We start from the raw sequence: 24,795 nt of genomic DNA, 5'->3' as shown, positions 1-24,795 counted from the left end.
CAGAAGTGAGGACCTATACGAGTCGCTCTATTCACAGCACCAAGAGTTTGATCTGCAATAAAATCTAAAGGTTTTTCGATGGCGGCGTATCCCCTGGCTGTGCATATTCGGCCAAGCCATTTTTGCTACTCAAGGAGATACACGTATGGCGAACCCAAGCTATATGAGCCTCAAGGGTAACGCTCAAGGACATATTTCAGCGGGCTGCTCAACCCCGGAATCCATCGGCAACAAATACCAGTCAAGCCATATCGACGAAATAATGGTGCTGTCCTACCACCACAAAATGGCCAATATTGGGAATCTCAATAAAGCAACGCACACCCCGATCATCATTACCAAAGCCATCGATAAATCCTCCCCGCTACTCGCTCAGGCCCTCGCAAACAGAGAAGAAATAAGCTGCACAATCAGCTTCTATCGCGTGTCGTCCTTTGGCATGCAGGAAAAATTCTATTCAGTCGGGATCAATGGCGGAATCATTGTCGATATCACCTCGAGGATGTCCCACGTAATTTTGCAAGGCGGCGCCGAGCCTGAAGAACAGATCTCGATTCGCTACCGCGAGATTACCTGGAGCCACCACCTGGCAGGAACCAGTGGTCACACCGCCTGGGGTGAGGAGGTATGAACCCGAACCGTTATGACATATGGGACGTCAACAGCGCCGCCAGCGGGTTGATCGGGCAAGCGATTACGGTGAGTGCGCGCCATCTTGTCCACGGTATTGCGTGCGTGGAGTTCAATCGAGAAGTTGCCTATTACGCAAAGCGCATTGTCGACGATGTCACGCTAGGCCATAAAACGCCTGAGCAAGGCATACAGGCCATTTTGCAAGAACAGCGCGACCTTTTGAACCAGTCGTATGCCGTGGCGCGTCAAGGACAAGGTGCGATCCCGCATGCGGTGGAGCGCATTGCGCCGATGAACCTCACCCGGCCCGTATTACGGCCCGACCCCACGCGATTACTGCGGTTTGTTCATGCTCAAAACCTCAAGGCCAACCAAACTCTACAAAGCACAACCAAAGCCGCACCGCGGTCATTTCCTGCCGACGATTTGAAGTTTTTCCCCCGTGAGCGCTGGCCTGAGGCGATACCACGAGCACAAGAACCCGGGTTTTACATCGTTCCCGAGAGCACAACGGCGGACAAATTGGAGGCTCAGTTGTTCACCACGCGCCACCCCGCCGTTATCGCTAAATTCAAAGCCCTCAACCCGAATTTGGACCAGGTGAAAGCGGGCCAAATGATCGTGCTGAGCGACCCGAACAACCTGCAATGTACCCTGTAAGAAGCGCAGTTGATGGCGGCAGCGGCAAAGGTGAATACGGTGCTTCAGACCCTGACGCCGGATGAAGCTGACTTTATGGCTCGCCACCGTGACGAAATTGAATTGTTTCTAAAACACGGCTCCACCTCTGTCGGCACCGGAATGGCGGTGTTTGCCTCAAACCTGGACAACGTGAAAAACGTACTGCGCGATATTGAGGCCTTGCACCAACGCACATTCCTGCGTGACGGGCATTTGCGTTCACCTGAGTTTTTTGCCGACCGTAAACGCTTGTTTGGCCAACTCGATACGCATCTGACAGGATTCACCAAAAAGGGGATTGGCTTCCCCGATCACCCGAACCTGAAGAGCGCCCTGGGGATTTCCAGCCGTAGCCTGGTACACCGCTGGACCAAGGCCGGTGCGCCGTATCAAATCCCCGGTTATGCCACGCACATGGACGGAGTCGCCAAGGCTTCCAACTACGTCAAGTACGGCGGGTGGCTGGGCACCGCTGTCGGCGGCGGCGCCTCTTACATGAAAGTCCAGGACGTGTGTACGGCAGGTGACGTCGAGGCCTGCAAAAAGGTGAAACTCACGGAAGGCGGGAGCTTCATTGGCGGAGTGGCGGGTGGTGCATTGGCTGGTTCTATATTAACGGGGTCGGTCGTAGGGACTATCTGTCTTGGGTTGAGCGTACCGACGGGAGGCGTGGCAATGGCGGTGTGTGGATTGGTGGTGGTAGCGGCGGGGTCTTTGGGTGCCGGTGTAGCTGGCGGCGCGATAGGGGAGGAGTTTGGGGATGTTGTTTATGAGTTCACAAAATGAGTAGTAGTGAGCTTGTGTTCGGCGGCCTTTGCGGTGCGTTGATTGCGGGTATGTTGATTTGGATTGGGGTTGTACTGTACATCGCGTACACCCAGATGGATGAAGTATTGGATCATCTGAAAAACTGCTCAACCGTAAAGGCACGTACCCCACTCCGCTACGGCGGTCCTTGGGGGAAGTTGCTGTTGATGGGCGGAATATCAGGGATTGTCACCTTTCCAGGTATCTATCTCAAACATGGCGGGGTTAGTGCCGAAGATTTACAGCGTTTCCCCCCAGCACTGAAGCGCAAGTTTGCGATCTTGCAATGGGCCGGTATCGGAATGATTGCCGCACTGTTTTTGCTATGGGGCATTGGCAAGTATGTGGGCTGGCTGAAGTGATTTTTTGCCTGACCTACGTGCTTGGGCAAATCGCCGAACATGCAGTTAACCGGGTGAGCGAACTGCTGCCCTGGAATATTTCCTTGAACCACACTGGCCACTGCGAGGCTGCTTAATTCATGGTTAAGATTGTCCGTTTACCCAAACCTGCCCCCGACCTGTTGTTGCTGCACATTGAGCTGAAGTGGATCACTCCGACGATCTGGCGTCGGTTCGCGGTGCCTGAAAATATTACCTTGGGCAAACATGCACCATGTCATCCAGGTCGTGATGGGCTGGAGTGATAGCCATCTGCATGAGTTTGAAGTAGCGGGTGAAAAATACGGTATTCCCGATTCTGATGGCTGGGGGCCGCCGTCGGCGGCGCCTCTTACATGAAAGTCCAGGACGTGTGTACGGCAGGTGACGTCGAGGCCTGCAAAAAGGTGAAACTCACGGAAGGCGGGAGCTTCATTGGCGGAGTGGCGGGTGGTGCATTGGCTGGTTCTATATTAACGGGGTCGGTCTTAGGGACTATCTGTCTTGGGTTGAGCGTACTGGACGAGCCCCCTGAAAGACAGGACACCGTTTCCCCCTTAACATAAGGGATAGGCAAACGACTGTGTATATGACTAATAGAAACGATAAGGGTGGGGAGCTTTTGGGTCAGGAGCGGCGTCGCCGCTGGAGCCCGGAGCAAAAACTGGCCATGGTTCGCGAGAGCCTGCAACCGGGGCAAAGCGTCTCGGTGGTGGCTCGACAGAATGGCGTGAATGCCAACCAGTTGTTTCAGTGGCGCAAGCTCTATCAGAGCGGCAGTCTCTCGGCTGTCAGTGCTGGGGAGAGCGTGGTGCCCGCTTCCGAGCTGGCCGATGCGCTCAAGCAGATCCGCGAGCTACAGCGCATGCTTGGCAAGAAAACCATGCAGGTCGAGATCCTTCAGGAAGCTGTGGAGATTGCTCGGTCGCGAAAATGGATTGCGCACTCACCCTTGTTGCCGGGGGACGACCAGTGAAGCTGATCAGTGAAAGTCTCGGTGTAGCGCGCTCGCAATTGACGGTTCGACTCAACCCAAATGCTCAGGTCGAGCGGCGTCGCCCTGCGCTGGACGATGCCGCACTGGTCGAAGAAATTCAGGCTGAAGTGAGTGAACTGCCCAGCTACGGGTACCGCCGTGTGTGGGGGTTGCTGCGTCGTCGGCGTGAAAAGCAGAGTCAGGCGCCGATCAACGTCAAGCGGGTTTATCGCGTCATGCGCGATCATCAGTTGCTGCTGGAGCGACGGATTAAACAACCGGGTGTGGCACGCCGTCACGAAGGCCGAATTGCCGTGGCCACCAGCGATACCCGGTGGTGCTCGGACGGGTTTGAGTTTCGCTGTGATGATAACGCCAAGCTGAGCGTGACCTTTGCCCTGGACTGCTGCGACCGCGAAGCCATCGGTTGGGTGGCCAGCCCGACCGGGTACAGCGACGACGATATCCGTGATCTGATGCTGGAGGCGGTGGAAAAACGCTTCGGTGAAGAGGCGCCTGCCACCCCGGTGCAATGGCTGAGCGACAATGGCTCGGCCTACATCGCTGAACAGACACGCCAGTTTGCCCGACAGATCGGTTTGCAACCGGTGACCACACCGGTGCGTAGCCCGCAGAGCAACGGCATGGCCGAGAGCTTCGTCAAAACGATGAAACGCGACTACGTCGCGCACATGCCCAAACCTGACCGGGAAACAGCCTTGCGTAACCTGACGATTGCCTTTGAGCATTACAACGAGGAGCATCCGCACAGCGCGCTGAAATACCGTTCACCACGGGAGTTTAGGCGTTTGGCAGCGGCATCAATTTAACGGGGTGCAGGTGTCCGGTTTGATAGGGGCCAGTCCACGTACCGACGGGAGGCGTGGCAATGGCGGTGTGTGGCTTGGTGGTGGTAGCGGCGGGGTCTTTGGGTGTAGGTATGGCCGCAGAGAAAACCGGAGAAGGAATCGGAGACATGATTTACGAGGTTTCTAAGTGAGCCTAAACACTAATGACACTATGTTTCTTTGTGTCGGATTGATTAATTTCGCGGGGATATTTGTTTGGATTGGGGTTTGTCTACATTTGGCATACACCCGTATGGACGAAATGCTTGAGCATTTAAAAAACTGTTCTACCGTCATGGCTCGCGCACCACTGCGACACGGTGGCCCATGGGGCAAGTTACTGCTGATTGGGGGGATCTCCGGGATAGTCACCTTTCCAGGAATCTATCTTAAGCATGGAGGGGTTAGCCCCGAGGACTTGAATAACTTTCCATCGCCTCTTAAGCGTAAGCTGGCAGTGCTTCAATGGATTGGAATTATGCTTTTATCCACTTTGTTATTACTGTTTTTTTTCGGCAAATACACAGGTGCTATCAAGTAGCTCCCTTTCGCATCGGCCGATGCTGGGGGAGAACGAGCGTCTGCGATTTACCGTCTGATGGGTACTGCAAAGCTAAACGGGTTAGTTACGGGGAGCGCTCTATTGGGCTCAGGCGGAGAGATAACTGGGAAGGTGATTTATTAGGCGGAAAAATGAATGATGCTGAGTTTGCAGTTGGCGTTCTTTGCGCCGCGGGTGTCCTCGGTTTATTCGTCTGAATCGGGGTTGTTCTTCACTTGGCATACACCCGAATGGATGAGGTGCTTGAACACCTAAAAACTGTAGGTGTGTTCGCAGCAAGAAGGCAGGGCAACGGGTAATGGTCTTGCTGAAGCGTCTGTATGAAGCGCAGCACTTGAGCATCAACGAGAGTAAAAGTGCGGTGGCGAGCGCGTTTGGTCGCCAGTTTCTGGGGTACGCTTTTTGGTCATTCCTAGGGGAGGCCAAGCGAGCCGTCTCATTTAAAGCGCGGAAGCGGTTCAAACAGCGGATACGCGAATGAACCGAGGGCTTGATATTGCGTGGTTCTACAGTCTGGGATTACCACGTCTCTCTTGACATCAATCTCTCGAACCGCCCGGTGCGGACCTGCACGCCGGGGGGGTGTGGCAAGGGGGCGGTCCATGAAGGCCGTCCCCTATGCCGATTTCAGCAATCGATCACTCAGACCATCTTGTCGCCAACGTGCAGGATTTTCATGCCGTTGGTGCCGCCGATGGTGTGGTAGCTGTCGCCCTTGGTCAGGATGACCCAGTCGCCTTTCTCGACGACACCGAGTTTGAGCAACTCGTCGATCGCGGCCTGGCTGACTTGCTCAGGCGGCAGCGATGCCGGGTCGAACGGTACGGTGTAGACGCCACGGAACATGGCCGCGCGGGCCTGAGTTTCGCGGTGCGGCGAGAACGCGTAGATCGGCACCGAGGAACGGATGCGCGACATGATCAATGGCGTGTAACCACTTTCGGTCAGGGCGATGATCGCTTTCACGCCCGGGAAGTGGTTGGCGGTGTACATGGCGGCGAGGGCAATGCTTTGATCGCAGCTTTCGAAGACCTTGCCGATGCGGTGGCTGGAGGTCTTGCTGGTCGGGTGCTTTTCCGCGCCGACGCAGATGCGCGCCATCGCTTGCACAGCTTCCAGCGGGTACAGGCCAGCGGCACTTTCGGCTGAGAGCATCACGGCGTCGGTGTAGTCGAGCACGGCGTTGGCCACGTCGGACACTTCGGCGCGGGTCGGCATTGGGTTCTGGATCATCGACTCCATCATCTGGGTCGCGACGATCACTGCCTTGTTGTGGCGGCGGGCGTGCAGAATGATTTTCTTCTGAATGCCTACCAGCTCGGCGTCGCCGATTTCCACGCCCAGGTCGCCACGAGCCACCATCACTGCGTCGGACGCCTTGATCAGTGCATCGAGGGTTTCGTCGTTGGCCACGGCTTCGGCGCGTTCGATCTTCGCCACCAGCCAGGCAGTGCCGCCGGACTCGTCGCGCAGTTGACGGGCGTATTCCATATCGGCAGCGTCACGGGGGAAGGACACCGCGAGGTAGTCGACTTCCATTTCCGCGGCGAGCTTGATATCGGCCTTGTCTTTTTCAGTCAGGGCGGGTGCAGTCAGGCCACCGCCGCGACGGTTGATGCCTTTATGGTCCGACAGCGGGCCGCCGATCAGCACGGTGCAGTGCAGCTCGGTGGCGGTAGCGGTGTCGACACGCATGACCACACGGCCGTCGTCGAGCAGCAGCTCGTCGCCCACGCCGCAATCCTTGACCAGGTCCGGGTAGTCGATGCCGACCACTTGCTGGTTGCCTTCGGTCAGAGGATGGCTGGTGGAGAAGGTGAATTGATCACCAATCTTCAGCTCGATCTTCTTGTCGGCGAATTTGGCGATACGAATTTTCGGGCCTTGCAGGTCACCCAGCAGGGCGACAAAGCGCCCGTGCTTGGCAGCGAGTTCTCGCACCAGCTTCGCGCGAGCCTTGTGCTCGTCGGGGGTGCCGTGGGAGAAGTTCAGGCGGGCGACGTCCAGGCCAGCCAGAATCAGCTGTTCGAGAACTTCCGGCGAGTTACTGGCCGGGCCAAGGGTAGCGACGATTTTGGTACGACGAACGGACATGCAAAGACTCCTGAGTTCAAGCGCTGAGTGAGGCTACTATGGTCCGCGGTTGTAGTCATTGTTCGTTTGCACTACTTATTGTTTTCTTTATTGAACCTAGCAACTTTGCCGCCATTGAGCCTGAAGATTTTCTGCGACGGGTCGATACAAAGCTCAAGACAGGAGAACCCTTATGCGATTTTTGCTGATTGCCGCCCTTGCCCTCAGCGTTGTGGGCTGCACCCGTTGGTCGATGAACCATCATTTGAATAACGCCTACAGCGCCTATGACCGTGGCAATTGCGATCAGGTCATGCTGGAGCTGTCCAAGGTCGATCGCGACAGCCGTGCTCGGCGCTACATCCAGCCGGAAGTGTCGATGATGCGCGGCCAGTGCCTGGAACGGCAGAAATTATTTGTGGATGCGGCCCAGACCTACGAGTTCATCATCGCCTCGTACCCGCAGAGTGAGTACGCGTACCGTGCTCGTGCGCGCCTGGAAACCTTGCAGACCCTGGGTTATTACCCCGCCCGAGCAACCACAGTGGCGCGCCCGACGCCGCTGTGAGGATGGTCGTTGTTTATAAAGTCAGGCCGTGTGTTGGCGCTGAGCTATAGTCGAATAACTCGGTTTAACACCCTGTTGCTAAACCGATGTAACACCTGAGAACGGCAGAGGTCAGTGCAAGCGGCTTGGACAGTCGCGCCGGGATCGGGGAGAGCGTGCCTGCGTGCGGGACCGTTCCGAATCATTAGTGCGGCCCTGCTTAAGGGCCTTGCTGGGTTATTACGTATGGCTACTGAGCGCCAGATCGAGCGGCATCAATTGTCGTATTTTCTGAGAGTGTTCAACGGCGTCACTGACAAACCCATCGGCTATCTCGGCAATGTGTCCAGGGATGGTCTGATGCTTATCAGTCAGTTGCCGATGATGGTGGGTGCCGATTTTGAGTTGCGTCTGAAAATTCCCACCCGCGCAGGCTGTCCGCAGGTCATCGATCTGCGGGCTTTTTGCCTGTGGTGCCATGAAGACACTACGCCCCCTTACTATGACGCCGGATTTAGCCTGCAACGGGCGCCACTGGAATATGAGCAATTGGTCGAGGCGTTGCAGCGCTATTTCAGTTTTCAGTCGTTACCTGCTTCTGCCTGAGTGGGCGGTGGCTGAACCATTGCCAGCACTGTAGGGGCATGGCTTGCCAGCGATGGCGATTTTGAAACCGCCATCGCCAGCCAGTTGCGCGCCTACACGTCTTTATGACGGCGTGCTAATCGCCGGCTCACGCTTAAGCGTCTGCTCCACCAGCAACAACCCCAGCTCACTCAACTGATAGATCGCCATCGCCAGGTGCCGCTGTTTGTCTTCCAGGCTTTCGGCCAGGTCGAGCAGCAGGATGCTGACCGAGGAAAAGGTTTCGTAGGTCTGGATGGCAATGGCGCGGGGATTGGCCTGAGGGTCGACTTTGAACATTTTCATCGCTCGATTCGGTGAGGTGCATAGGTGCTGGAGGTCGGGCTTGAGGTCGTGGTCGAGGGCGCGGTCGACGGCGTCCCGGAGCTTCTTTGCATCGAGGGTGGCTAAGAATGGATCTTGATTCGGGGGATTGAGTGTTGCTTTGAACATGCTCATTAGTCGTTGAATTGAGCTGCCACCTGACTCGCGACTAAACGAAGGGTGGCGGCTGTACGCAGGTTAGTCGACCGCAAGGACCATGAAAAACCGGCGCGCCCGAGGGCGCCCTGCGCGCAACCACCATCAAGTGCGGGGATGGGATACCCGACTGGATGCAGCTTATGCACATTAATAGAGCCTTTCGGACGACTAAACCCGATCGCTGGAAATCAGCGACACGGACGCCGTTACGGGGCAGGCACCCAGCGCACAAGCCGGGGGGTTCTGGAGCAGCTGTAGGCAAAGGTGCAAGGCTTCGTAGGCCTCAAAAATCGTAGGAAAAGTCAGTCAGGCCGTTCATCGGTACTGTCAGGTTTGACAGGTAGTTAAAAGACTTGAGAAGGGGGTTAATGATTTAGAGGTACTGGTGCCTCAGGCAAATTGGAGTCGTGAGATGACAATCAAAAAAGAAGAGTTTGGATCTTCGAATGTGCATGGTTTAGATGATGCTTCCAGTAAGGGTGATGTTTCAGAAGAGCAATGGCAGGCGTGGAGCGCGGGCAGGCATGTGAAAACTGAGACCTTTAAGCTGAAATTTGGAACAGATAAGTTTACGGGAGAACTGACGATCGCTTATTTTTGGAATGAATTGGGCACCAGTTTTTATGGCCGAAGCCTCCAATACAAAATTACCAAAGGCGCAGGTCAGTCAGGAGGCAATAAAGCTAACGTGTACTTTTTTTTTGAGTCAGCTGATTCTTGGGGGAGCGACTCGCCGGATGCCATGTGGCAGGACGGTGAATGGCACAACTATAGCCGTATTGGATCCGTTCCGGTGAAAGCAGATAAAAAGGTGCGGCTTTATATTAGATTTATTTTTGACTCCCCTGGATCTGATCCAAAGGTTGAAGAAAACTATTGGTTAACTTTTTCTAACGAAAAATGAAGGAGCGTTTTTATTAACTGTTATTCAGTTGATTGACGTGTTGACATAATAAACAATCCGACAGGGTGGTATTCAACGTGAGAAAGGGGACTGAACTTGAGCCGAAGAACGTTACAATCACCAGCCCCGTAAATAATGCATCTACCAGAAATGCCCAGGTCAATGTTTCCGGTACTACTTTGCTCACGACAATGCCCATTGTTTTACGCATGTATCTAGGCACTACAAGCGTGGGCGAAACATCGATCTTCATGCCGACCAGTCCATGGACTGCTCAATTCGTGGGGCCTTATTCTCCGCAACAATACCGGATTGAAGTCACCCAGTCGGGGTCTGTCAATGTAACGGTCAATCTGCGCGTCACACCTGTGGTGATTACCTCGCCGTCTTCCGGCGAGGTGCCCGCTGGGCAGTTCGCGGTCAGCGGTACCGGCGGTGAATACGGCGTCGGTACCGTCACCCTGCACAATTCGACCGGTGACGCACTGCTCGGTACCGCGACCATCAACGTTGATGGCACCTGGACCGCATCGGTGACCTTACCGAGTGACGCCCAGCCGTTGACGTTCTACGCCAAGCAGAAAATCGGCACCTGGTTTTCTTCCCCCTCTGCGTCAGTCACGGTCACGCTTGTATTGAACGCGCCGGCCATTACAGCGCCGGCGGCAAACTCTGACCAACTCGGCATCTTCGAGGTGTCGGGAGATCTGGCGCGCACGGGCGCAATCGTTCAGGTGTTTAATGGTCAGACAGAAGTGGGCAGGACCGGCGTGTTGACGGGCGCGACCTGGAGATGTTCGGTCACCGTGCCTTTCGGTCAGGTGTCGTTGATTGCCAAGCAATTACTTAACAACAAGGTGTCGCCTGCCAGCGCGGCCCGCGTGTTCAATATTCGACCCAACTCGCCGGCCATCACGGCCCCCGCCGCAAATTCTTTGCAGCTTCAGTCTTTCACCCTGTCGGGCAATCAGGGGCTGTCCGGCGCGAAGGTACAGGTCTACCAAGACCTTGGGCCGAACAAGGTTGGTGAGTCCGCTGTGTTGAGCGGGGCCAGTTGGAGCGCTTCGATCACGGTTCCCGTTGGCTTGATATCGTTGGTTGTCACTCAGATTCAAAACGGCAATGAGTCGCTGCGTGGGACACCTCGCATTTTCAAGATCCGCCCCCCCAAACAAACCGCGGTCGCCGTGGAGCTGTTGCCCAGCCAGGCCGCGAAATTTTCGGGCACGGGCTACAACGGCGCCACCCTGTTACTGAGCTACGTCAGTGGGCCGGTCAACAAATCATTGCCGGAAGTCGTGGTGGCCAATGGTGTCTGGCAGGTCAACTCCACGGGCTGGACGCACGGAACCTATACCTACTCGGCGACCCAGAAGGTTTCTGACAATGCTGGCGGCTGGATCCCGTCAGAAGACTTTCATTTTGTATTCACCATCGTCCCGCCGGAACTCGAGCCAGTACCCGACCCGGTGCCCGACCGACCCACTGAATACAGCTACACGCCCACGTTCACTGGTAGCGGCATCAACGGCGCCACCGTGCTGATCAAGAAACAGGGCGGGGCCGAGGCGGCGTCGGATGCTCGGGTGGCGGGCAGTCGCTGGTCGAGCCAGTCGAGTGTGGAGTGGGGACCGACGCTTAGCCAGAACGTTGACCTGAAACAGCGTCTCGATGGCCGGGAGTCGCAGAATTGGGTGCGGGTTGTGGTGAAGATCCCGCCGCTGGCGCCGGCGATCACGGGTTTGGTGGACAACGAGTTATCGCCTGCTCTCTCGGGCACCTGCTGGCGGTCGGGGGCGGTGGTCAAGCTGACGTTCAGCGACAAACCGGGCACGGCTGAAACAGCGACTGTGACCGGTGGCACCTGGACCTTGCGCCGCAGCACGCCGTTCGCCCCCAACGTGCCCCATACGGTCACCGTCACCCAGACCGCCGCGCAGCAAACTTCACCGCCAACCACACGAACGTTCGAGGTGCGCCGGACGCTCCTTAACCCCGTCATCACCTGGCCCACGAGCGGGATAGAGGTGGAGCGTGACCTGACTGTCCGTGGTCGGCAGGGCATGGCGGGGGCGTCGATGCAACTTCGCATCAGCGGCATCAACGCGGGGGCGGCCAAACTGCTGACCAGCGACGGCGATTGGTCCATCGACCTCAAGGGCCTGGCCTTTGGCCCGGGCAGCGTGGACGCGCGGCAGACCCTGGACGGTCGCCCTTCCGATCTCAGTGATCCCGTGCCTTTTCAGGTGGTGTTGATGCCACCGGTGTTCACGGTGCCACAGCCGGACGGTGATTTGCCGCGAACATCGATCATTTCCGGCGAAGGGACTCCCGGTACGACGGTCGAGGTGTGGTTGGACGGTAGCAATGAATTTGTGTTCCGGGGGGTACCGGTCAACGCCGATGGCCACTGGCAAGGCTCGGTGACGTTGCCCGTCGGGGTGACGAAGCTGCGGGCCCGGCAAGCCATGGGGTCGGAGGTTTCCAATGACAGCCCGCTGTTGACGTGCAACGTGGTGCCCGCCGCGCCCTATATCGAAACACCGGTCAAGGATGGGCTCATCGGCCGTTTAACCGTGGTGTCCGGTTTCGGCGAGCCGGGGGATACGGTCACTGTCCTGCTGGGCGATGCGGTGCTCGGCAGCGCTCCGATACTGACGGACCGCACCTGGTCGGTCGCCACTGTGCTCACCCAACCCGGTGGCGATTATGTACTGGTAGCGGTGGCCTCCCTTGACGGCTTTGAGTCGGACCGATCCGCTCAACAGTCCGTGGTGCTCGGCAGCTATTTACCCCTCATTGATTCGCCCCAGGCGGGACGCTGGGTGAGTGAACCGGTGGCTTTCAGCGGTCAGGGCCGATTGGGCGTCGGTCAATTGGTGAGCTGGTTCAACCCCCAACAGCCGTGGGCGCCGAACCTGGCCGTCAGCGCCCAGGGGTGGCAAGGGCTGGCGGTGCGGGCGCTGTCGGCGGGCGGTCATTGGTGCCGGTTCCAGCAGACCATCGACGATGGCGCTGATGGCTCGACGATCTCCGACTGGAGCGAGAGCGGGCGTTTTGACGTCCCTGGCCCGTCGTCGCGCTGACCGCCATCGCCTGATAAACGGTCACCTCTACTGTCAGTTCTGACAGTAGACGACATGGGCCATCACGCGCAGATTTGCCTTGCAAGATGAGCCTCCCAACGACCGTTCGGACGTTTACACCCATTAAGGAATTTGGCCATGGCGGACTCCGCTAATCGTCCCATCCAACAGTTGTTCGAGCAGGTGTTCGGCGAGGAACAACGCGCCACCTATACCGACCTGAAGACTTACATTCAGCAGGACGGATCGATCTTTCCCCTGGTGGAGGCGGGCGTGCAGGGGCTGGTGCGCGATTACGGCTTAGGCCAGGAGGACGCGCAGCAGTTTTTGCGCCGGGCCAACAGCCTGGCCGCGTATGTGCGTCGACAGTTCATTGAGCAGAGCCTGACAGGCACCGGGGCGCAGGACGGCAAGCCGTCGAGCGGGCTGTTGTCGATGGTTCCGGGGCCCAGTTATGAGGCTTTGTTCTCGCCCAACTTTGACGGGTTATGCCCGCCCGATGCCTTGGAGTCCACGACCTCACCCGTGGCGTATCTAGTGGAGTTGTTACGCTGGATTCGCGACCGCATCGAACCGCTCGGCTCGGCCGCAAAACTACCCTTGCATGACCGTCGCAAAGACTTGAAGCCGTTGCCCGTCGATTTCAATGCGGTGCATCTATCGGTGTCGGCGGTGGACATCATCGTTTCGGTGCTGGAAACCTTTATCAAAGGAGAGGCGGCGGCGCTCGATCTGGAACAAGCCCTGATCAACGCCCGTTATCCCAATGGGCTGCCGTATTACCAGCACTGGGTCACGCTGGATGCGGTCGCTCGCTATCACGGGATGTCGGTGGGTAACTTTGTCCATATTGTCGATGTGCTCTCACCGTATTTCCTCCAGCCCGAGGCCTGGAGCAGTGATGCAAAACGAGCCCTGACGCATGCCTCGCGGTTGGGGCCTTATCAGCGGCAGTTGTTGACCGAGCCAGCGGTAGCCGCGACAGGGCGGGACGCCTTTTACCTGCGCGACTTCGGGGCTGAAGATGTGTCTTGGAACAACCTCAATCAGGTGCGGTTTTTCGGTGAGCGTACCAAGCTCGATGCCCGGGGTGTCGAGGCGCTGCTGTCGGTGCGTGATTTCGCCCCGACCCGCTCGGCCAATGTGAGGGTGTATGCGTCGCCACCCGCGCTTGGGGTGAGCGAAAGCGAGCGTTCAGGTTCGGTTTACCTCAATGCCGCCAAGGCCCCGGCAGTCACGATCAATTACAGCGAAGCGGGCCAGGCGTTCCACCGCTTGAGTCTCAGTCCGGGCACTGACTTTGCGGTTTTCGACCGAATGAACCGCAAGCTGCGCCTGGACCAATGGCTGGAGCTGCCCAGTGAACAGGTGGATGCGCTGCTGGTGGCGGCGATGAAGGCCGAAACACGTGGCGCCACCAACACCTGGCTGATCAGTGCTTCCACGGTGCATGCCCTGGGGCTGTTTCAGTCATTGCGTGAGCGCTACGGTTGCACGGCACCGGACTTCGCGGCGTTTATCGATGAGGTGGGGATCTATGGCCGGGGCGATGCCCTGCCGCAGTTCGACCAGGTGTTCAATAACCAGGGCGGCTACCGCGAACCGTTGATGCTGGATAACGCCGAGTTTCCGATCATCCAGGCAACCGGGGCCACGGACCTGACGATCAACCGCTTGTGCAGCGGTCTGGGCATCGACCTGAAGACCTATCAATACCTGGCAATGGCGATTGCCCGTGCGCAGAACCGTACCACTACGTTGCTGCGCAGCCCGGCCGTCGTTTCGGCGTTCTACCGTTTGGTGAAGTTGCCGCGCCTGTTGGGCATCACTCCGGTGGAGGGCGTGCTGATGCTGACCTTGCTGGGTGGCGAGTCTTGGGTCGATGGATTGGCGGGCATTCCGGTGATCAATGCGAACTCCGGCAGGGATGTCGTTCCCGATGTGCTGAACCTGATCTATGCCCTGCATGCCTGCGTGGGCTGGTGCCGGGATCGCGAATTGCCGGTGCTGTGGATGTTGCAGCAGGTGTCGCCGCCGGCGGTGTTGGCGGCGGCCACGGAGCAGGAACGCCGGTTGTTCGAGCAGGCGGGTAACCTGCTACCCGCCGCGCTGTTCAGCCAAGGCGCCTTGTTGAGTGCGGGCGTGCCGCCGCTGTTAGGCTTCGACTGGCTGAGCTTGCTGCCGACACTGGTCGACCTCGCGGGGCTGGTGGTGAATTTTGCGGGCACCGAAGCCGAGTACCTGGTGTTCGCCCGTGAAGAATTGGATAAGGCGGTTCGCGATGGCCTGGGTGAGGAAGATGCCAAGGCGCGTGCGGTGATTGTCGAAAGGATGCTCACGGTGCTGTTGCAGGCGCGGGATGCTCAGGCCTCGGTGGTCAAGGAATCCCTGGCGGTATACACCGGCCTGGATGCCGAGCGGGTGGCCAGTGTGTTGGTTTGGGCCAACAGTACGGTTTACCAACTGTTGCTCTTGGTGCTGCAACGCAACGAGCGCGAATCGCCGGGCATGTTGAGTGGCGAGACGGACCCTGCGCTCACCTTGCTGGCCGATGTCAGGCGGCGCAGCAACGTCGTGCTGCAACTGGACCTGAGTGCGACGCTGCTGCAGGACTATCTGCACTATGGCTACACGGCGTGGCTGAGGCAGGATGACCGGCAGGCTTTTTCGGTGCGTACCCTTTACTACCTGACGGCCCTGACTCGGGCGTTTGAACTCGGTGAACAACCGGCAGGCAAACTGCTGGATTACCTGCGCGAGGTCAATGCACTGCCGGATCCGATTTCCGCGGAAGCCCTGGGCCTGGCGCAGAAGGCCGCCGCGATTCGCCTGGCCGCATTTTTCGACTGGAGCGTTGCGGAGGTGCGTGCGTGCGTCGCGCACATTGGTTCTGTGGACGGGCTGCTGAAGGACTTGGCCCAACTGGATCTGCTGATGCGTATCCGGGTGCTGTCCCGGCACACCGGCATGGACGCCTTGACGATTTTTCGGCTGGGCGATCTGCCGGAGACCATCGATAAAAATGTGTACCGGCTGGCCGCTGAAAGCGCCTTGCTGAGTCTTACTGAGGCCAGTGTTCCGGCGCTTGCCTACTACGACGAGGTGCCCGAGTCGATCGTTAATATCACCTGCACCGTGGACCACACCGAGGTGATCGCCAACAGCCCGACCGGCAAGATCATCTTTACCGTGATGCTCAAGGACCCCGGCGGCGTCGTTATTCCACACGTCGATGTGTACTGGCGGGCCAGCCTTGGCACCATCGCGACGGCCAGGACTGACGAGAAAGGGCTGGCCAATGCGACCTACGCGGGCAAGGTCCTGGGGACGGAGGCACCGTTGTTCTGGCTGGATCTGATCGAGCCCGAGTACGCCCCGACCGTTAACGTCATCGTCGACGTGAAGACGTTGACGATGCTGCCGGCATCCAAGTCCCTGGAGCCGACAGAGCCGGTGCCGGCTGGCCGGGAAGTCGAGGTTTACGGCACCGTAACGGATAGATACAGCAACCTTGGCAAAGACCAATTGGTGCGCTGGAGTGTGGAGCCATTCAGCGGCACGACGGGCTCGGCAACCATTCGACCCGCACAGGGACTCACCAATCAGGAAGGCCTGGCACGGGCGTTTGTCTCCAGCACCAACGGTGGACGTTTCACCGTCAAGGCACTCATCGAGAGTTCAGAAATTATCGTGGTGTTCGACCCCATTCCATTTGCCGCCCCCAGCGCCGAATGACGACGGCTGGACAGCGTTGCACGCCCGACTGGCACAGGAGCAAGGAACATGGCACAGCACAACATCGGCGGTTTGCTTGAAAAACGTCGTTCGGCACTGGTCGAGTACTGCATCGGTCAGGTCGGTAAACCCGCCCAGGACAAGTTCAACTTCCTGCGCACCCCTGGGGATCTGTTTGAGCTGCTGCGCCTCGATCCGCTGGACAGCTACCCGGTGCAGAGTTCCTGGGTAGCCGAGGCGACCAGTTGCGCCCAGCAATTCATTCATGCGGCTTACCGAAAATTGGAGCCGGGGTATGAACAGCAGGCATTCGACCCAAAAGATCTCAAGCTCTGGGAGCTGTACAACAACTACCCGGACTGGGCGGCGGTGGCGCAAATCGGCGTTTACCCGGAGAACTTCATTAACCCGTTTGTACGCCAGCGCAAGACCGGCCTGTTCAAGACCCTTGAAAACGATTTGAACCAGACGCGCTTGAACAGTGATTCGGTGCAACGGGCCTTGCAGAATTACCTGCAAACCTTCGAGCAGACCTGCAACCTGGACGTGCTCAGCGGTTATATGGACGGCACCACGCCCAGCCGTGCCGACTATTACTTCATCGGCCGCCAGCGCGTGCCGCCGTTCCAGTGTTTCTGGCGCAAGGCCGAGATCGAACTGGCGCCGGGCTGCACCGCCATCAACCCGGTGGCGTGGGGGGAGTGGCAACCGGTGGATATCGGCACGGGTGACACGGTGCTGGATATTCGCCCGGTGTTTTGGGGCGGACGCTTGTGTGTGGTGTGGGCGCAGTGGCGTAACCGGACCGTCGAGGTGGTCGACGGGCAGCCCATTGTGCGCCTGCCGTACAGGCTTGAGATCAATCTGGCGTTCATGACCCAGAACGGCCAATGGTCGGCGCCGTTGAGTTTGCACGCCAGTGAGCTTGAGAGCGACGTGTCCGCCAGCGCCCGCTTGATCGCGACGGTCGCGGTTGGTGACCGGCATCCCAAAGGCGTGCTTGGGGTGTCGCTGCGCAACGCGACCCCGAATCTCAATGTGTTCGTGGTGCGCGATGTGCTGATGCGCCCGGTGCCGGAAGACAACGGCACCTGGCTGGATTTTCTGGCGCTCTATCGCTTCCCCGATGCCTTGACTGTGCAACATCCGCTGTCCGCGCAGAACCAGCCGACAGTCACCGCTGAGTTCACTGCACCAGGCTCACTGACGAGCTATTACGGTTTGCAGGTGTTGTTTATCAGCGGCAGCGACAAGGATCGGTTGGTGGTCAGAGGGATGTGTAAGCTCACGGCGCTTGTGCCTGCGACCGCTACATTCACGCTGACGTTGCTCAATCCGGCAAGTGGCGATCCCCAGGTGGTCGAGGTGGTCGGCTCGACTGTCGGCGGTTGGGCGACGCCATGGATGCAGGTCGAGCGGACGGCCGGAGGATTTACCGCGAATGTGCAGTTCACATTGGGAGGGACCGCGGTTTATGGCACCACAAAATTTACCCTGGCAATGAGCGGCCTCCCCCGGTTTGTACCGGCAGCCCTGGAAAAAAACACCGCTAACGCCGCGCAATTCATCGCGTTCAAACAGACCGGCACATTGGCCCATGCCCGCCTGAATTCACTGTTCGGCCCGGAACTGGTGCAGCGTGCCCATGTCTCGGTGGAGGCGGTCCTGGATTGGGAAACGCAGTTCCTGATGGAACCGCCGCCCGATTCCGCCGCCCTCGCCGAACCTAACGGTGCCTACAACGGTGCCAACGGTTTGTATTTCTGGGAACTGTCGTTTCACCTGCCGCATCTGGTCGCGATACGCCTGCGGGCTGAGGATCGGTATCAGGATGCGCAGAACTGGCTGCATTACCTGTTCGACCCGCGTGCCCCGGCGAACGAGGCTTCCATTCCATCCAAACCGGCTTACTGGCGCTGCCGGCCGCTGGTCAGCGACGGCAACCTGGGGTGTGAATCCCAATTGCCAATTGACCCGGATGCCATCGGCTACTCGGCGCCCCGGCACTTGCGGATTCTGGTGTTCATCGAGTATGTGAAAAATCTGATCGCTTGGGGCGACTGGTACTACCGCCAGCTCACCCGGGACAATCTAGTGGCGGCCAAACTGTGTTACGTGCAGGCTGAGTTCCTGATGGGCAAGCCTCCGGTGGCTCGGGCGGTGACCGATTGGGAGACCACAACGGTCGGCCAACTGCTGACGATGAGCAGTACGCGCCCGGCGCTGGAGCAGTTCGAAAAAAACCTTGAATTTGCTCTGGCTGATATTCCGCCTTCAGCGCAGGCGGCACCCTTGCTCGGCCTGTTGGCCAACGAGCCGTTCAAGTTGCCGATCAATGGGCAATTGCTCGACCTGTTCGACCTGCCAGGCCGACGTCTGAATAACCTGCGCAACAACCTGACCCTGGATGGCAAGCCGCTGGATATTCCACTGTTCAGCCCGCCGACCAATCCGAACCAATTGTTGCGTGACTTGGCGGCCGGCGGCGTCGGTGGGCCACGGTCTATGGGAGGGCGCCTGGTGGTGGGCGCCTTTCATTGGCGGGTGGTCTTCGATATTGCGATGCGCTCGGTGCAGGCGTTGCAAGACTATGGCAGCCAAGTGTTGCGCCTGCTGGAACAGCGAGATCGGGCCGAGCAGGAGGAAACTCAACAGAGCCACCTGGTGGAACTGGGTGATTACGCCCGAGCGGTCCAGGAGCAGAGCATTGCCCAGCTGGAAGCGAATGTGACGTCGCTTATTCAAAGCCGTGCCACGGCGCGCGAGCGCGCCGACACCTATGCCCGTTGGTATGAGGAAAACGTCAGCGCGGTGGAATATGAGGTCATGGAAAATCTGCAAGTCGCCAAGAAACTGCACGTGGCATCGACTGCGCTGCAGGCGGTGGGGGCGGCGATCGACTCCGTCCCGAACATCTTTGGCTTGGCCAATGGTGGCCACCGCCCCGGCTCCATTGCCTACGCCGTGGGGAATGGTCTTGAACTCGCTTCGGCTGCGGTGCAGATAGATGCCGATAAACAAGCGGTCACCGAAACCTATCGCCTGCGCCGTCGCGAATGGGAGCTGCAACGTAACCAGGCCATGGCGGAGACGCTGGCCATCGATGAGCAAATTGCTGCGCAGCGGATCGCGGTAGACGCGGCCAGGGCCAGTCTTGATCAGACCCTGCGCGGCAACGCCCAGGCGCTGACGGTGTACAACTTCATGAAAAAACGCGCGACCAATGCCGAGCTATTCGGCTGGCTGCTGGGCCAGCTCAAGGCCTTGCACTACCAGGCATACGATGCGGTGCTGAGCCTGTGCCTGAATGCCCAGTCGTCCTTGAGCGCGGAAACCGGCGAGTACGATTCAGTGCCTGCCTTGCCTCAGGTGTGGCTCGACAACCGTTATGGCCTGACAGCCGGCGAACACTTGCGCGAATACCTGTTACGCATGGAACGCAGGCACTTGCAGAGCCATGAACGCCGGCTGGACCGGGTCAAGACCGTTTCCCTGCGGCGCTTGTTCGACGACGCCAGCGATCCACAAGCGGTGCATGCCGACTGGCACGCGGCGCTGGACTGGTTGCAAGGCTCCGGTGTTCTGGAGTTCAAGCTCACGCAGTTGCTGTTTGATCGCGAACACCCCGGCGACTACTGCCGGTTGATCAATTCGGTCGAGGTCGATCTGCCGGTGCTGGTCGGGCCCTATGAGGATGTGCGCGCGACCTTGCAGCAGATCGGCAGCACGACCGCCACTAGGGCGTCGGCGCATTCGGTCGAGTACTTGCTCTGGCCTGATGAAACCGTGGCTCCGGCCGATGTGCAGTTCAACCTGCGCAGCGGGCAGCAGATCGGGCTGTCGGTAGGCATTGCCGACAACGGCATGTCGGCGATCAAGCCTGATGAAGGCTTGCTCAACCCGTTCGAGAACACGGGGGCTGTCTCGCGCTGGCAATTGAATTTCCCCTGGCCGAAAAAAGCGGCGCAAAGCGCGATGCTCGATTCTTTGACCGATGTCATTGTGCGCATCCGCTACACGGCCAAGGGCGGCGAGCCAAGCTTCAGACTCGCCGTGGAAAACTTGGTGAACAGGGCCGAAAACTCCGGGCTGAAACGGGCCGGCAGAGGAGGCCACCGTCATGAATAATCCCGTTGTCCTGGCCCATCAGAATTTAGTGGTCAATGGTGATTTCAGCCAGGCCACCGACAACTGGACCCGGCATCCATCCACCGCGCGCGATATTGGGCAGTTCGATGAGTTCTATCAGGGGGAGATGACCCGTTATCTCAGGGTTGGCAGTGGCGCTTCGATCAGTCAGGTGATCGTTGTGCCCAAGGCGTTGGATACCAACGCACGCTATGTGCTCAGCTTTCTCTGCGAAGTGCGTTACAGCGGGATGGGGCGAGTGCTGGTAGAGATGGTTGACCAGACGGATAAAAATCAGGACATTCCTTTGCTGCTCGGCGGGGCACGCAGCGAGCAAGAGGACCGGGCGCGTCTGGAGCAGGGGCAGCCGCTGGCGTTTGTGCCGATCAAGTACGAAGTCCAGCTGGATCTGCCGCTGCAAAGCCAGGGCTCGATCCGTGTAAGGGTGTTCAGCCCGACAGGGGGAGCCGCCGATGCAGCTGTCTGCATCGCTAGAATCCACCTGGCCCTGCACCTGCCGCCGATGGAGTTGCAGACGCTGAAGCTGGATGACGAATTGCTGCCAGCCGGTGGTGTCCTGCCTTTGTGCCTGGGGGCGCCCATCCTCAAGCCGCATAGTCTGATGTTCGTGCCGGTGTCGGGCCATTCCTGGCTAGGCACCCAAGCGTCTTTGACCGTCGACGACAATCCGCTGGGCTCCATCGTCGCTGCCCCGGACTGGGGCGTCGATCAGCCGCTGGAATCGTCATGGACGCTTGAAACGCCGTGGTTCGATGACGAAGGCCCCCATGAGTTCACGATGCAACTGCTCAACCAGTACACCGCCGAGCCTTACTTGATCCCGGTATCGCTGGGTCATCATCGGCTGGTGTTGCGTAGTGAGCTGGAGGCCGCCTATTACCCGGTACTGGAATACCGTCAATCCGTGCGCCTGGGGGTTCAGGTGGCGTCGTACTACACCGGCCAGGCACTCGATGCGCGCACGGTGACCTGGACGGTGCCCGGCCAGGGTGTCAACAGCGCGGGCCTGACTGATGAGGATGGCTGGGCGTACTTCGAGTATGTGCCGACGGTTGCGGGGGACTTCGCCATCGAAGCAACGGTCGAGAGCCTTTATTACGCCAGCGGCGTTGTTTCAACCACGCTGCCGGTGCGGGTGCTGGCGACCGACCCCTGGAAGACGCTGCTGGCCGTGGTCGAGGGCACGCAGACGCCTTGGGAGGAGAAGACCGGCTACCCCAATCGCGGCAGCGGCTATCCGGTTCAGGTGAGATTGCCGGCCGATCATGCGTTGGCGGGTAGCGAGATGCAGCTGCGTTGGAGTGGCGATTCCGCCGAACAACTGGGCGTTGCCGTCAGCCCGGCACTTGAGTCGCCGGTGCCGGTCGCTGGCCGCGAACTGCTCTGGACGCTGACCAGCGAGGATCGGCTCGACGGTCGGTTCGAACTGTCGCTGGTCTGCTCGAAATTGTTGTTGCCGTCGCCGAAAAAAGCCATGTCCCTGGCGCGCAATCTGGTGCGTATCGGCGAGGTGCGCGAGGCCAACAAGTATCCGGTGTTGGATGAAAACGAAAGCGTGCTGCTGCGGATTCAGGTGGTGCATATGTTGGTCAGCGGCGAAGGCGATCCCGTGGTCAATGCGTTGGTTGACTGGGTCACCCCTGAGGGCCTGCTGCCGACGGTCACCACCGGGGCCGGTGGGTGGGCCAGTTTGTTGTATACGCCGAAAAGCGCCGGGGATCTGGTCGTCACGGCCCGTATCCGGGCGCATGAAGAGGCTGCGGCGGCTGAACATGCCTTTAATGTCAAAGCCCTGGCAACCAGTGCGTGGCAGAGCGAGGTCAGGATTGTGCTGGATAACGTCGAGGTCGATAGGGCGGTGCTTGGCGTGCTCTGCTGGCGTGGCCAATCCCATCAATTGAAAATCGAGCCGCTGTCAGGCAGTACCTTGATCGGACAACCTGTGACGCTGAACTGGCGCGCAACGGCACCGGCCATCGGGCTGGTAGCGAGCGACATCGGAATGCCCAGAAACCTCACCGCTGCGGGGCTGGAGTGGACGTTGACGTCTGTTCTGGGGACCAGTCACAGCAGCCTGTTCGAACTGAAATTGAGCAGCCCACGGCTGACGTCGGATCGGGAAATGTTCGGGCGTCTGATCGCTCCTGACCTGGCGGAGGAGTTGAGCCTGAGCCTTGATCAGGTGTCCGCGGCGCTCGGTGACCAGACGCTCTATCCGTGCCTGGGGGCGACGCACTCTTTCCGTCTTTTGCCCCATGCACTGAGCCCGTTGGTGGGGCTGTCGACGACGTTGTCTTGGACCGGACCTTCGCCCGAACAATTGGGCGCGAGCGTGAGTCCGCCCTTGGCGCAGTCCCAAATAATCGGCGATGGCGGCGCGCTCTGGTCCCTGGATTTCAGCGCCAGCCCGGCACCGGGCTCCTTTGCCCTGGCGCTGGACCTGCCACAGTTAACTCTGACAGCGGCCGCTAACGGGATGATCCTGGCGCACAACAAAGTCAGGATCGAGGCGTGGCACGAGGCCGCGGTGGATCCGGTGGTGGGCCAGGAATCGGCCTGGACCTGGGTGCGGGTGTTTTCCCGTTTCACCGAGCGCGCGGTTGGGCAGGTCCCGGTGAAATGGCTGGCTGGAGAACAATCCGGCGAGGTAAAAACCGACGCCGAAGGGTGGTCCGGTTTCGCCTTTGCGCCGACGGTCGCGCGCCAGCAGGTAATAGAAGCGGTGCTCGTCAGTCCTTACGACGGCTATGAAGAAAAAAGCTCAATGATGGTCACGGTGCTTGCGAGCGATCCATGGGAAGGGGTGACGGTCAGCTTTGATGGTTTGCCGCCAGAACCCTGGGGCAAGAAAACGTACTTCCCGCGCCGCAAAGGCAATCACCTGATCAAAATCATGGCAGCGGACAACAGTCCTTTGTTCGATCAGGCGCTGGTGCTGGGATTGACCGGCACCGGGCCGGAGGAACTGGGCATTCGTTTTGAGCCGATGAATGCACTCGGAACCGCGCGGCCGTTTTACAGCTACGGCCTGGACTACGGCTTTGTGGTCGGCGATGTGAAGGACGGTGCATTTGCCTTGCGTCTGGCCGCCAAACGGCTCGCTCGGTTGTCACCGGCCAATGCCATGTCACTGGGCACCGGCTCACAGGTGTTGAATATTCTGATTGGAAGCCGTACTCAACAGACGCTCGACTGGGGGCAGGAACTGTACGAGCAGGTGACGGTGGTTTCGACTATCAGCGGCAAGCCCCTGGCAGGAATCACGGTGACCTGGCAAAGCCCTGACTTGGGTGTAGTCACCAGCGCGACCGACTTTTATGGTGTGGCGAAGGTGTCCTTCAAACCGATCACCGCTGGCTCTGGTGAGTTGACGGTGACTGTGGGCGACGATGCGTATTCAGAGTCGGTTTCACTGGCGGTTGTGGTCAATGAACCGCGTGAGATCGCAGCCTTGACCACTGCCACTGCCGAGGGTTATCCGGGAGAAGAGGTCGAGGCACAGGCCAGCGTCGTGTCGGCCTTTACCGGTCAGCCGCTCGGTGGCGTGGAGGTGATGTGGAAATACGCAGGTGTATCGCTCGCCTCGACCACGACCGATGATCAGGGGAAAGCCACTGTCCGTTTCAAACTCGGGGGTTACGCCCCGATTTTGCTGATCGCATCGGTGCGTGGTGGTGAGCATGGATGGGATGAAAAGTCGTTGTTGTTTAATCTGTTGGGGCCAGTGCCTGTCATTACAAGCATCAGTCTTAACAGACCGGTAATCTATTTGGGCACTAGCTCGAAAGGCAGTGTCAAGGTGGTTGCAGACAATAACGGTGAAGTCTGGAAGGACGTTCCGATTGAGTGGACCTTTGCGGGATTGACGTTGCCTCCCAGCAGTACTGGGGATTTCGGCGACGCCTACATGAGTGTAATACCGCTTGAACCGGGTATCTATCCGCTTTCTGCCCGCGTAGCAGGGCTTGAAAGTCCGAAAGCCATCGACCTTGAAATCGCGGGGTTGGACGCGCCGCATATATGGAGGTTTGCTATTATCACGAATCCCATGTATGCCGAAGAGGATGCTTTTTTTGAAGTGCTTGTTGCGGATATTAATAAGCAGCCTCTTGCAGGGCATACCGTGTATTGGCGAATAGCAGGGCAGACGTTTGCCCCTACTGTCACAGGAGTCGATGGCAGCACCATATTCCAAGCTCGATTCGACTTTTATACCACTAGGCTTTTTGCCGGGGTGAAAGTAGGTTCTTCGGGTAGCATGATTGAAACAGCTATGCCTCTCAATCTCCGTCCCCCGCGGTAAGTTG

Annotated in this window: 16 protein-coding genes and 3 pseudogenes; 16 read left to right on the top strand and 3 right to left on the bottom strand. The window is 58.7% G+C overall.

Annotated elements, in window-relative coordinates:
- The first annotated feature begins 145 nt into the window (after window positions 1-145).
- From RHM68_RS19340 to RHM68_RS19305, 9 genes and pseudogenes are all read left to right on the top strand, one after another.
- The gene (locus RHM68_RS19340; RefSeq protein WP_322217931.1) at window positions 146-631 is read left to right on the top strand and encodes an Hcp family type VI secretion system effector; all 486 of its coding nucleotides are present in this window, start codon (window positions 146-148) and stop codon (window positions 629-631) included.
- The gene (locus tag RHM68_RS19335; protein ID WP_322217928.1) at window positions 628-1,293 is read left to right on the top strand and encodes a hypothetical protein; all 666 of its coding nucleotides are present in this window, start codon (window positions 628-630) and stop codon (window positions 1,291-1,293) included. The genes RHM68_RS19340 and RHM68_RS19335 overlap by 4 nt, the downstream gene beginning before the upstream one ends.
- Before the next feature lie 39 nt (window positions 1,294-1,332).
- Window positions 1,333-2,100 (top strand): hypothetical protein, encoded by a 768-nt coding sequence (locus RHM68_RS19330; RefSeq protein ID WP_322217926.1) that lies wholly within the window; start codon window positions 1,333-1,335, stop codon window positions 2,098-2,100.
- Window positions 2,097-2,483: a hypothetical protein gene (locus RHM68_RS19325; RefSeq protein WP_322217924.1), complete on the top strand. Its 387-nt coding sequence runs from the start codon at window positions 2,097-2,099 to the stop codon at window positions 2,481-2,483. The genes RHM68_RS19330 and RHM68_RS19325 overlap by 4 nt, the downstream gene beginning before the upstream one ends.
- A gap of 119 nt (window positions 2,484-2,602) precedes the next feature.
- Window positions 2,603-2,840: pseudogene (locus RHM68_RS19320) on the top strand (plasmid pRiA4b ORF-3 family protein); the annotation flags it as partial.
- Window positions 2,825-3,019 (top strand): annotated as a pseudogene (locus tag RHM68_RS26825) (hypothetical protein); the annotation flags it as partial. The pseudogenes RHM68_RS19320 and RHM68_RS26825, both read left to right, overlap by 16 nt.
- A 71-nt stretch (window positions 3,020-3,090) precedes the next feature.
- Window positions 3,091-4,307 (top strand): IS3 family transposase gene (locus RHM68_RS19315; RefSeq protein ID WP_322217922.1). Its coding sequence is split into 2 segments (ribosomal slippage): window positions 3,091-3,436 and window positions 3,436-4,307, totalling 1,218 coding nucleotides; the frame shifts between segments, so codons are not numbered across the junction.
- Between the two features lie 166 nt (window positions 4,308-4,473).
- On the top strand, window positions 4,474-4,866 hold the full coding sequence (locus tag RHM68_RS19310; RefSeq protein ID WP_416195204.1) for a hypothetical protein: 393 nt from the start codon (window positions 4,474-4,476) through the stop codon (window positions 4,864-4,866).
- Between the two features lie 289 nt (window positions 4,867-5,155).
- Window positions 5,156-5,362, top strand: a pseudogene (locus RHM68_RS19305) (group II intron reverse transcriptase/maturase); the annotation flags it as partial.
- Between the two features lie 167 nt (window positions 5,363-5,529).
- Here the strand turns inward: RHM68_RS19305 and pyk are convergent.
- The gene (pyk, locus tag RHM68_RS19300) at window positions 5,530-6,981 is read right to left on the bottom strand and encodes a pyruvate kinase (RefSeq protein WP_322217920.1); all 1,452 of its coding nucleotides are present in this window, start codon (window positions 6,979-6,981) and stop codon (window positions 5,530-5,532) included.
- A 172-nt stretch (window positions 6,982-7,153) separates the two neighbouring features.
- Here pyk and RHM68_RS19295 point away from each other — a divergent pair, with 172 nt between their 5' ends.
- Both RHM68_RS19295 and RHM68_RS19290 read left to right on the top strand, forming a co-directional pair.
- Window positions 7,154-7,528 carry a tetratricopeptide repeat protein gene (locus RHM68_RS19295; RefSeq protein WP_322217919.1) on the top strand — a complete coding sequence of 125 codons (375 nt, stop codon included), beginning with the start codon at window positions 7,154-7,156 and terminating at the stop codon, window positions 7,526-7,528.
- Window positions 7,529-7,753: 225 nt separating this feature from the next.
- Window positions 7,754-8,113: a PilZ domain-containing protein gene (locus RHM68_RS19290; protein WP_322217916.1), complete on the top strand. Its 360-nt coding sequence runs from the start codon at window positions 7,754-7,756 to the stop codon at window positions 8,111-8,113.
- Window positions 8,114-8,215: 102 nt separating this feature from the next.
- Here RHM68_RS19290 and RHM68_RS19285 read toward each other — a convergent pair whose 3' ends face one another.
- Window positions 8,216-8,584 carry a DUF6124 family protein gene (locus RHM68_RS19285; protein ID WP_322217913.1) on the bottom strand — a complete coding sequence of 123 codons (369 nt, stop codon included), beginning with the start codon at window positions 8,582-8,584 and terminating at the stop codon, window positions 8,216-8,218.
- A gap of 442 nt (window positions 8,585-9,026) precedes the next feature.
- On the opposite strand from RHM68_RS19285, the gene RHM68_RS19280 reads away from it, so the two are divergent.
- Window positions 9,027-9,518: a hypothetical protein gene (locus RHM68_RS19280; RefSeq protein WP_322217911.1), complete on the top strand. Its 492-nt coding sequence runs from the start codon at window positions 9,027-9,029 to the stop codon at window positions 9,516-9,518.
- Window positions 9,519-9,531: 13 nt separating this feature from the next.
- Here RHM68_RS19280 and RHM68_RS19275 read toward each other — a convergent pair whose 3' ends face one another.
- Window positions 9,532-9,771: a hypothetical protein gene (locus RHM68_RS19275; RefSeq protein WP_322217908.1), complete on the bottom strand. Its 240-nt coding sequence runs from the start codon at window positions 9,769-9,771 to the stop codon at window positions 9,532-9,534.
- 28 nt (window positions 9,772-9,799) lie between these two features.
- On the opposite strand from RHM68_RS19275, the gene RHM68_RS19270 reads away from it, so the two are divergent.
- The 4 genes from RHM68_RS19270 to RHM68_RS19255 all read left to right on the top strand — a co-directional run bounded on the left by RHM68_RS19270 (window position 9,800) and on the right by RHM68_RS19255 (window position 24,791).
- Complete coding sequence (locus RHM68_RS19270) at window positions 9,800-12,604, top strand: hypothetical protein (protein ID WP_322217905.1); 2,805 nt, start codon at window positions 9,800-9,802, stop codon at window positions 12,602-12,604.
- Between the two features lie 138 nt (window positions 12,605-12,742).
- A complete protein-coding gene (locus RHM68_RS19265) occupies window positions 12,743-16,339 on the top strand; it encodes a Tc toxin subunit A (protein WP_322217902.1) in 3,597 nt (1,198 codons plus the stop codon).
- Between the two features lie 48 nt (window positions 16,340-16,387).
- Window positions 16,388-20,467, top strand: a complete 4,080-nt coding sequence (locus RHM68_RS19260; RefSeq protein ID WP_322217899.1) for a neuraminidase-like domain-containing protein — start codon at window positions 16,388-16,390, stop codon at window positions 20,465-20,467.
- Entirely contained in the window at window positions 20,460-24,791 is a 4,332-nt protein-coding gene (locus RHM68_RS19255; protein ID WP_322217897.1) for a hypothetical protein, read from the top strand. Before RHM68_RS19260 ends, RHM68_RS19255 begins: the two co-directional genes overlap by 8 nt.
- Window positions 24,792-24,795: the final 4 nt, after the last annotated feature.

Source organism: Pseudomonas sp. DC1.2, assembly GCF_034351645.1.
GTDB lineage: Bacteria > Pseudomonadota > Gammaproteobacteria > Pseudomonadales > Pseudomonadaceae > Aquipseudomonas.
This window is presented reverse-complemented; position numbering and strand designations above follow the sequence as displayed.

What these genes read in the sequence shown, in the direction of transcription:
- RHM68_RS19325 (WP_322217924.1), top strand. Translation starts at nt 2,097, where the DNA reads ATGAGTAGTAGTGAGCTTGTGTTCGGCGGCCTTTGCGGTGCGTTGATT.
- RHM68_RS19265 (WP_322217902.1), top strand. Translation starts at nt 12,743, where the DNA reads ATGGCGGACTCCGCTAATCGTCCCATCCAACAGTTGTTCGAGCAGGTG.
- RHM68_RS19290 (WP_322217916.1), top strand. Translation starts at nt 7,754, where the DNA reads ATGGCTACTGAGCGCCAGATCGAGCGGCATCAATTGTCGTATTTTCTG.
- pyk (WP_322217920.1), bottom strand. Translation starts at nt 6,981, where the DNA reads ATGTCCGTTCGTCGTACCAAAATCGTCGCTACCCTTGGCCCGGCCAGT.
- RHM68_RS19340 (WP_322217931.1), top strand. Translation starts at nt 146, where the DNA reads ATGGCGAACCCAAGCTATATGAGCCTCAAGGGTAACGCTCAAGGACAT.
- RHM68_RS19255 (WP_322217897.1), top strand. Translation starts at nt 20,460, where the DNA reads ATGAATAATCCCGTTGTCCTGGCCCATCAGAATTTAGTGGTCAATGGT.
- RHM68_RS19275 (WP_322217908.1), bottom strand. Translation starts at nt 9,771, where the DNA reads ATGAAGATCGATGTTTCGCCCACGCTTGTAGTGCCTAGATACATGCGT.
- RHM68_RS19260 (WP_322217899.1), top strand. Translation starts at nt 16,388, where the DNA reads ATGGCACAGCACAACATCGGCGGTTTGCTTGAAAAACGTCGTTCGGCA.
- RHM68_RS19285 (WP_322217913.1), bottom strand. Translation starts at nt 8,584, where the DNA reads ATGTTCAAAGCAACACTCAATCCCCCGAATCAAGATCCATTCTTAGCC.
- RHM68_RS19295 (WP_322217919.1), top strand. Translation starts at nt 7,154, where the DNA reads ATGCGATTTTTGCTGATTGCCGCCCTTGCCCTCAGCGTTGTGGGCTGC.
- RHM68_RS19335 (WP_322217928.1), top strand. Translation starts at nt 628, where the DNA reads ATGAACCCGAACCGTTATGACATATGGGACGTCAACAGCGCCGCCAGC.
- RHM68_RS19280 (WP_322217911.1), top strand. Translation starts at nt 9,027, where the DNA reads ATGACAATCAAAAAAGAAGAGTTTGGATCTTCGAATGTGCATGGTTTA.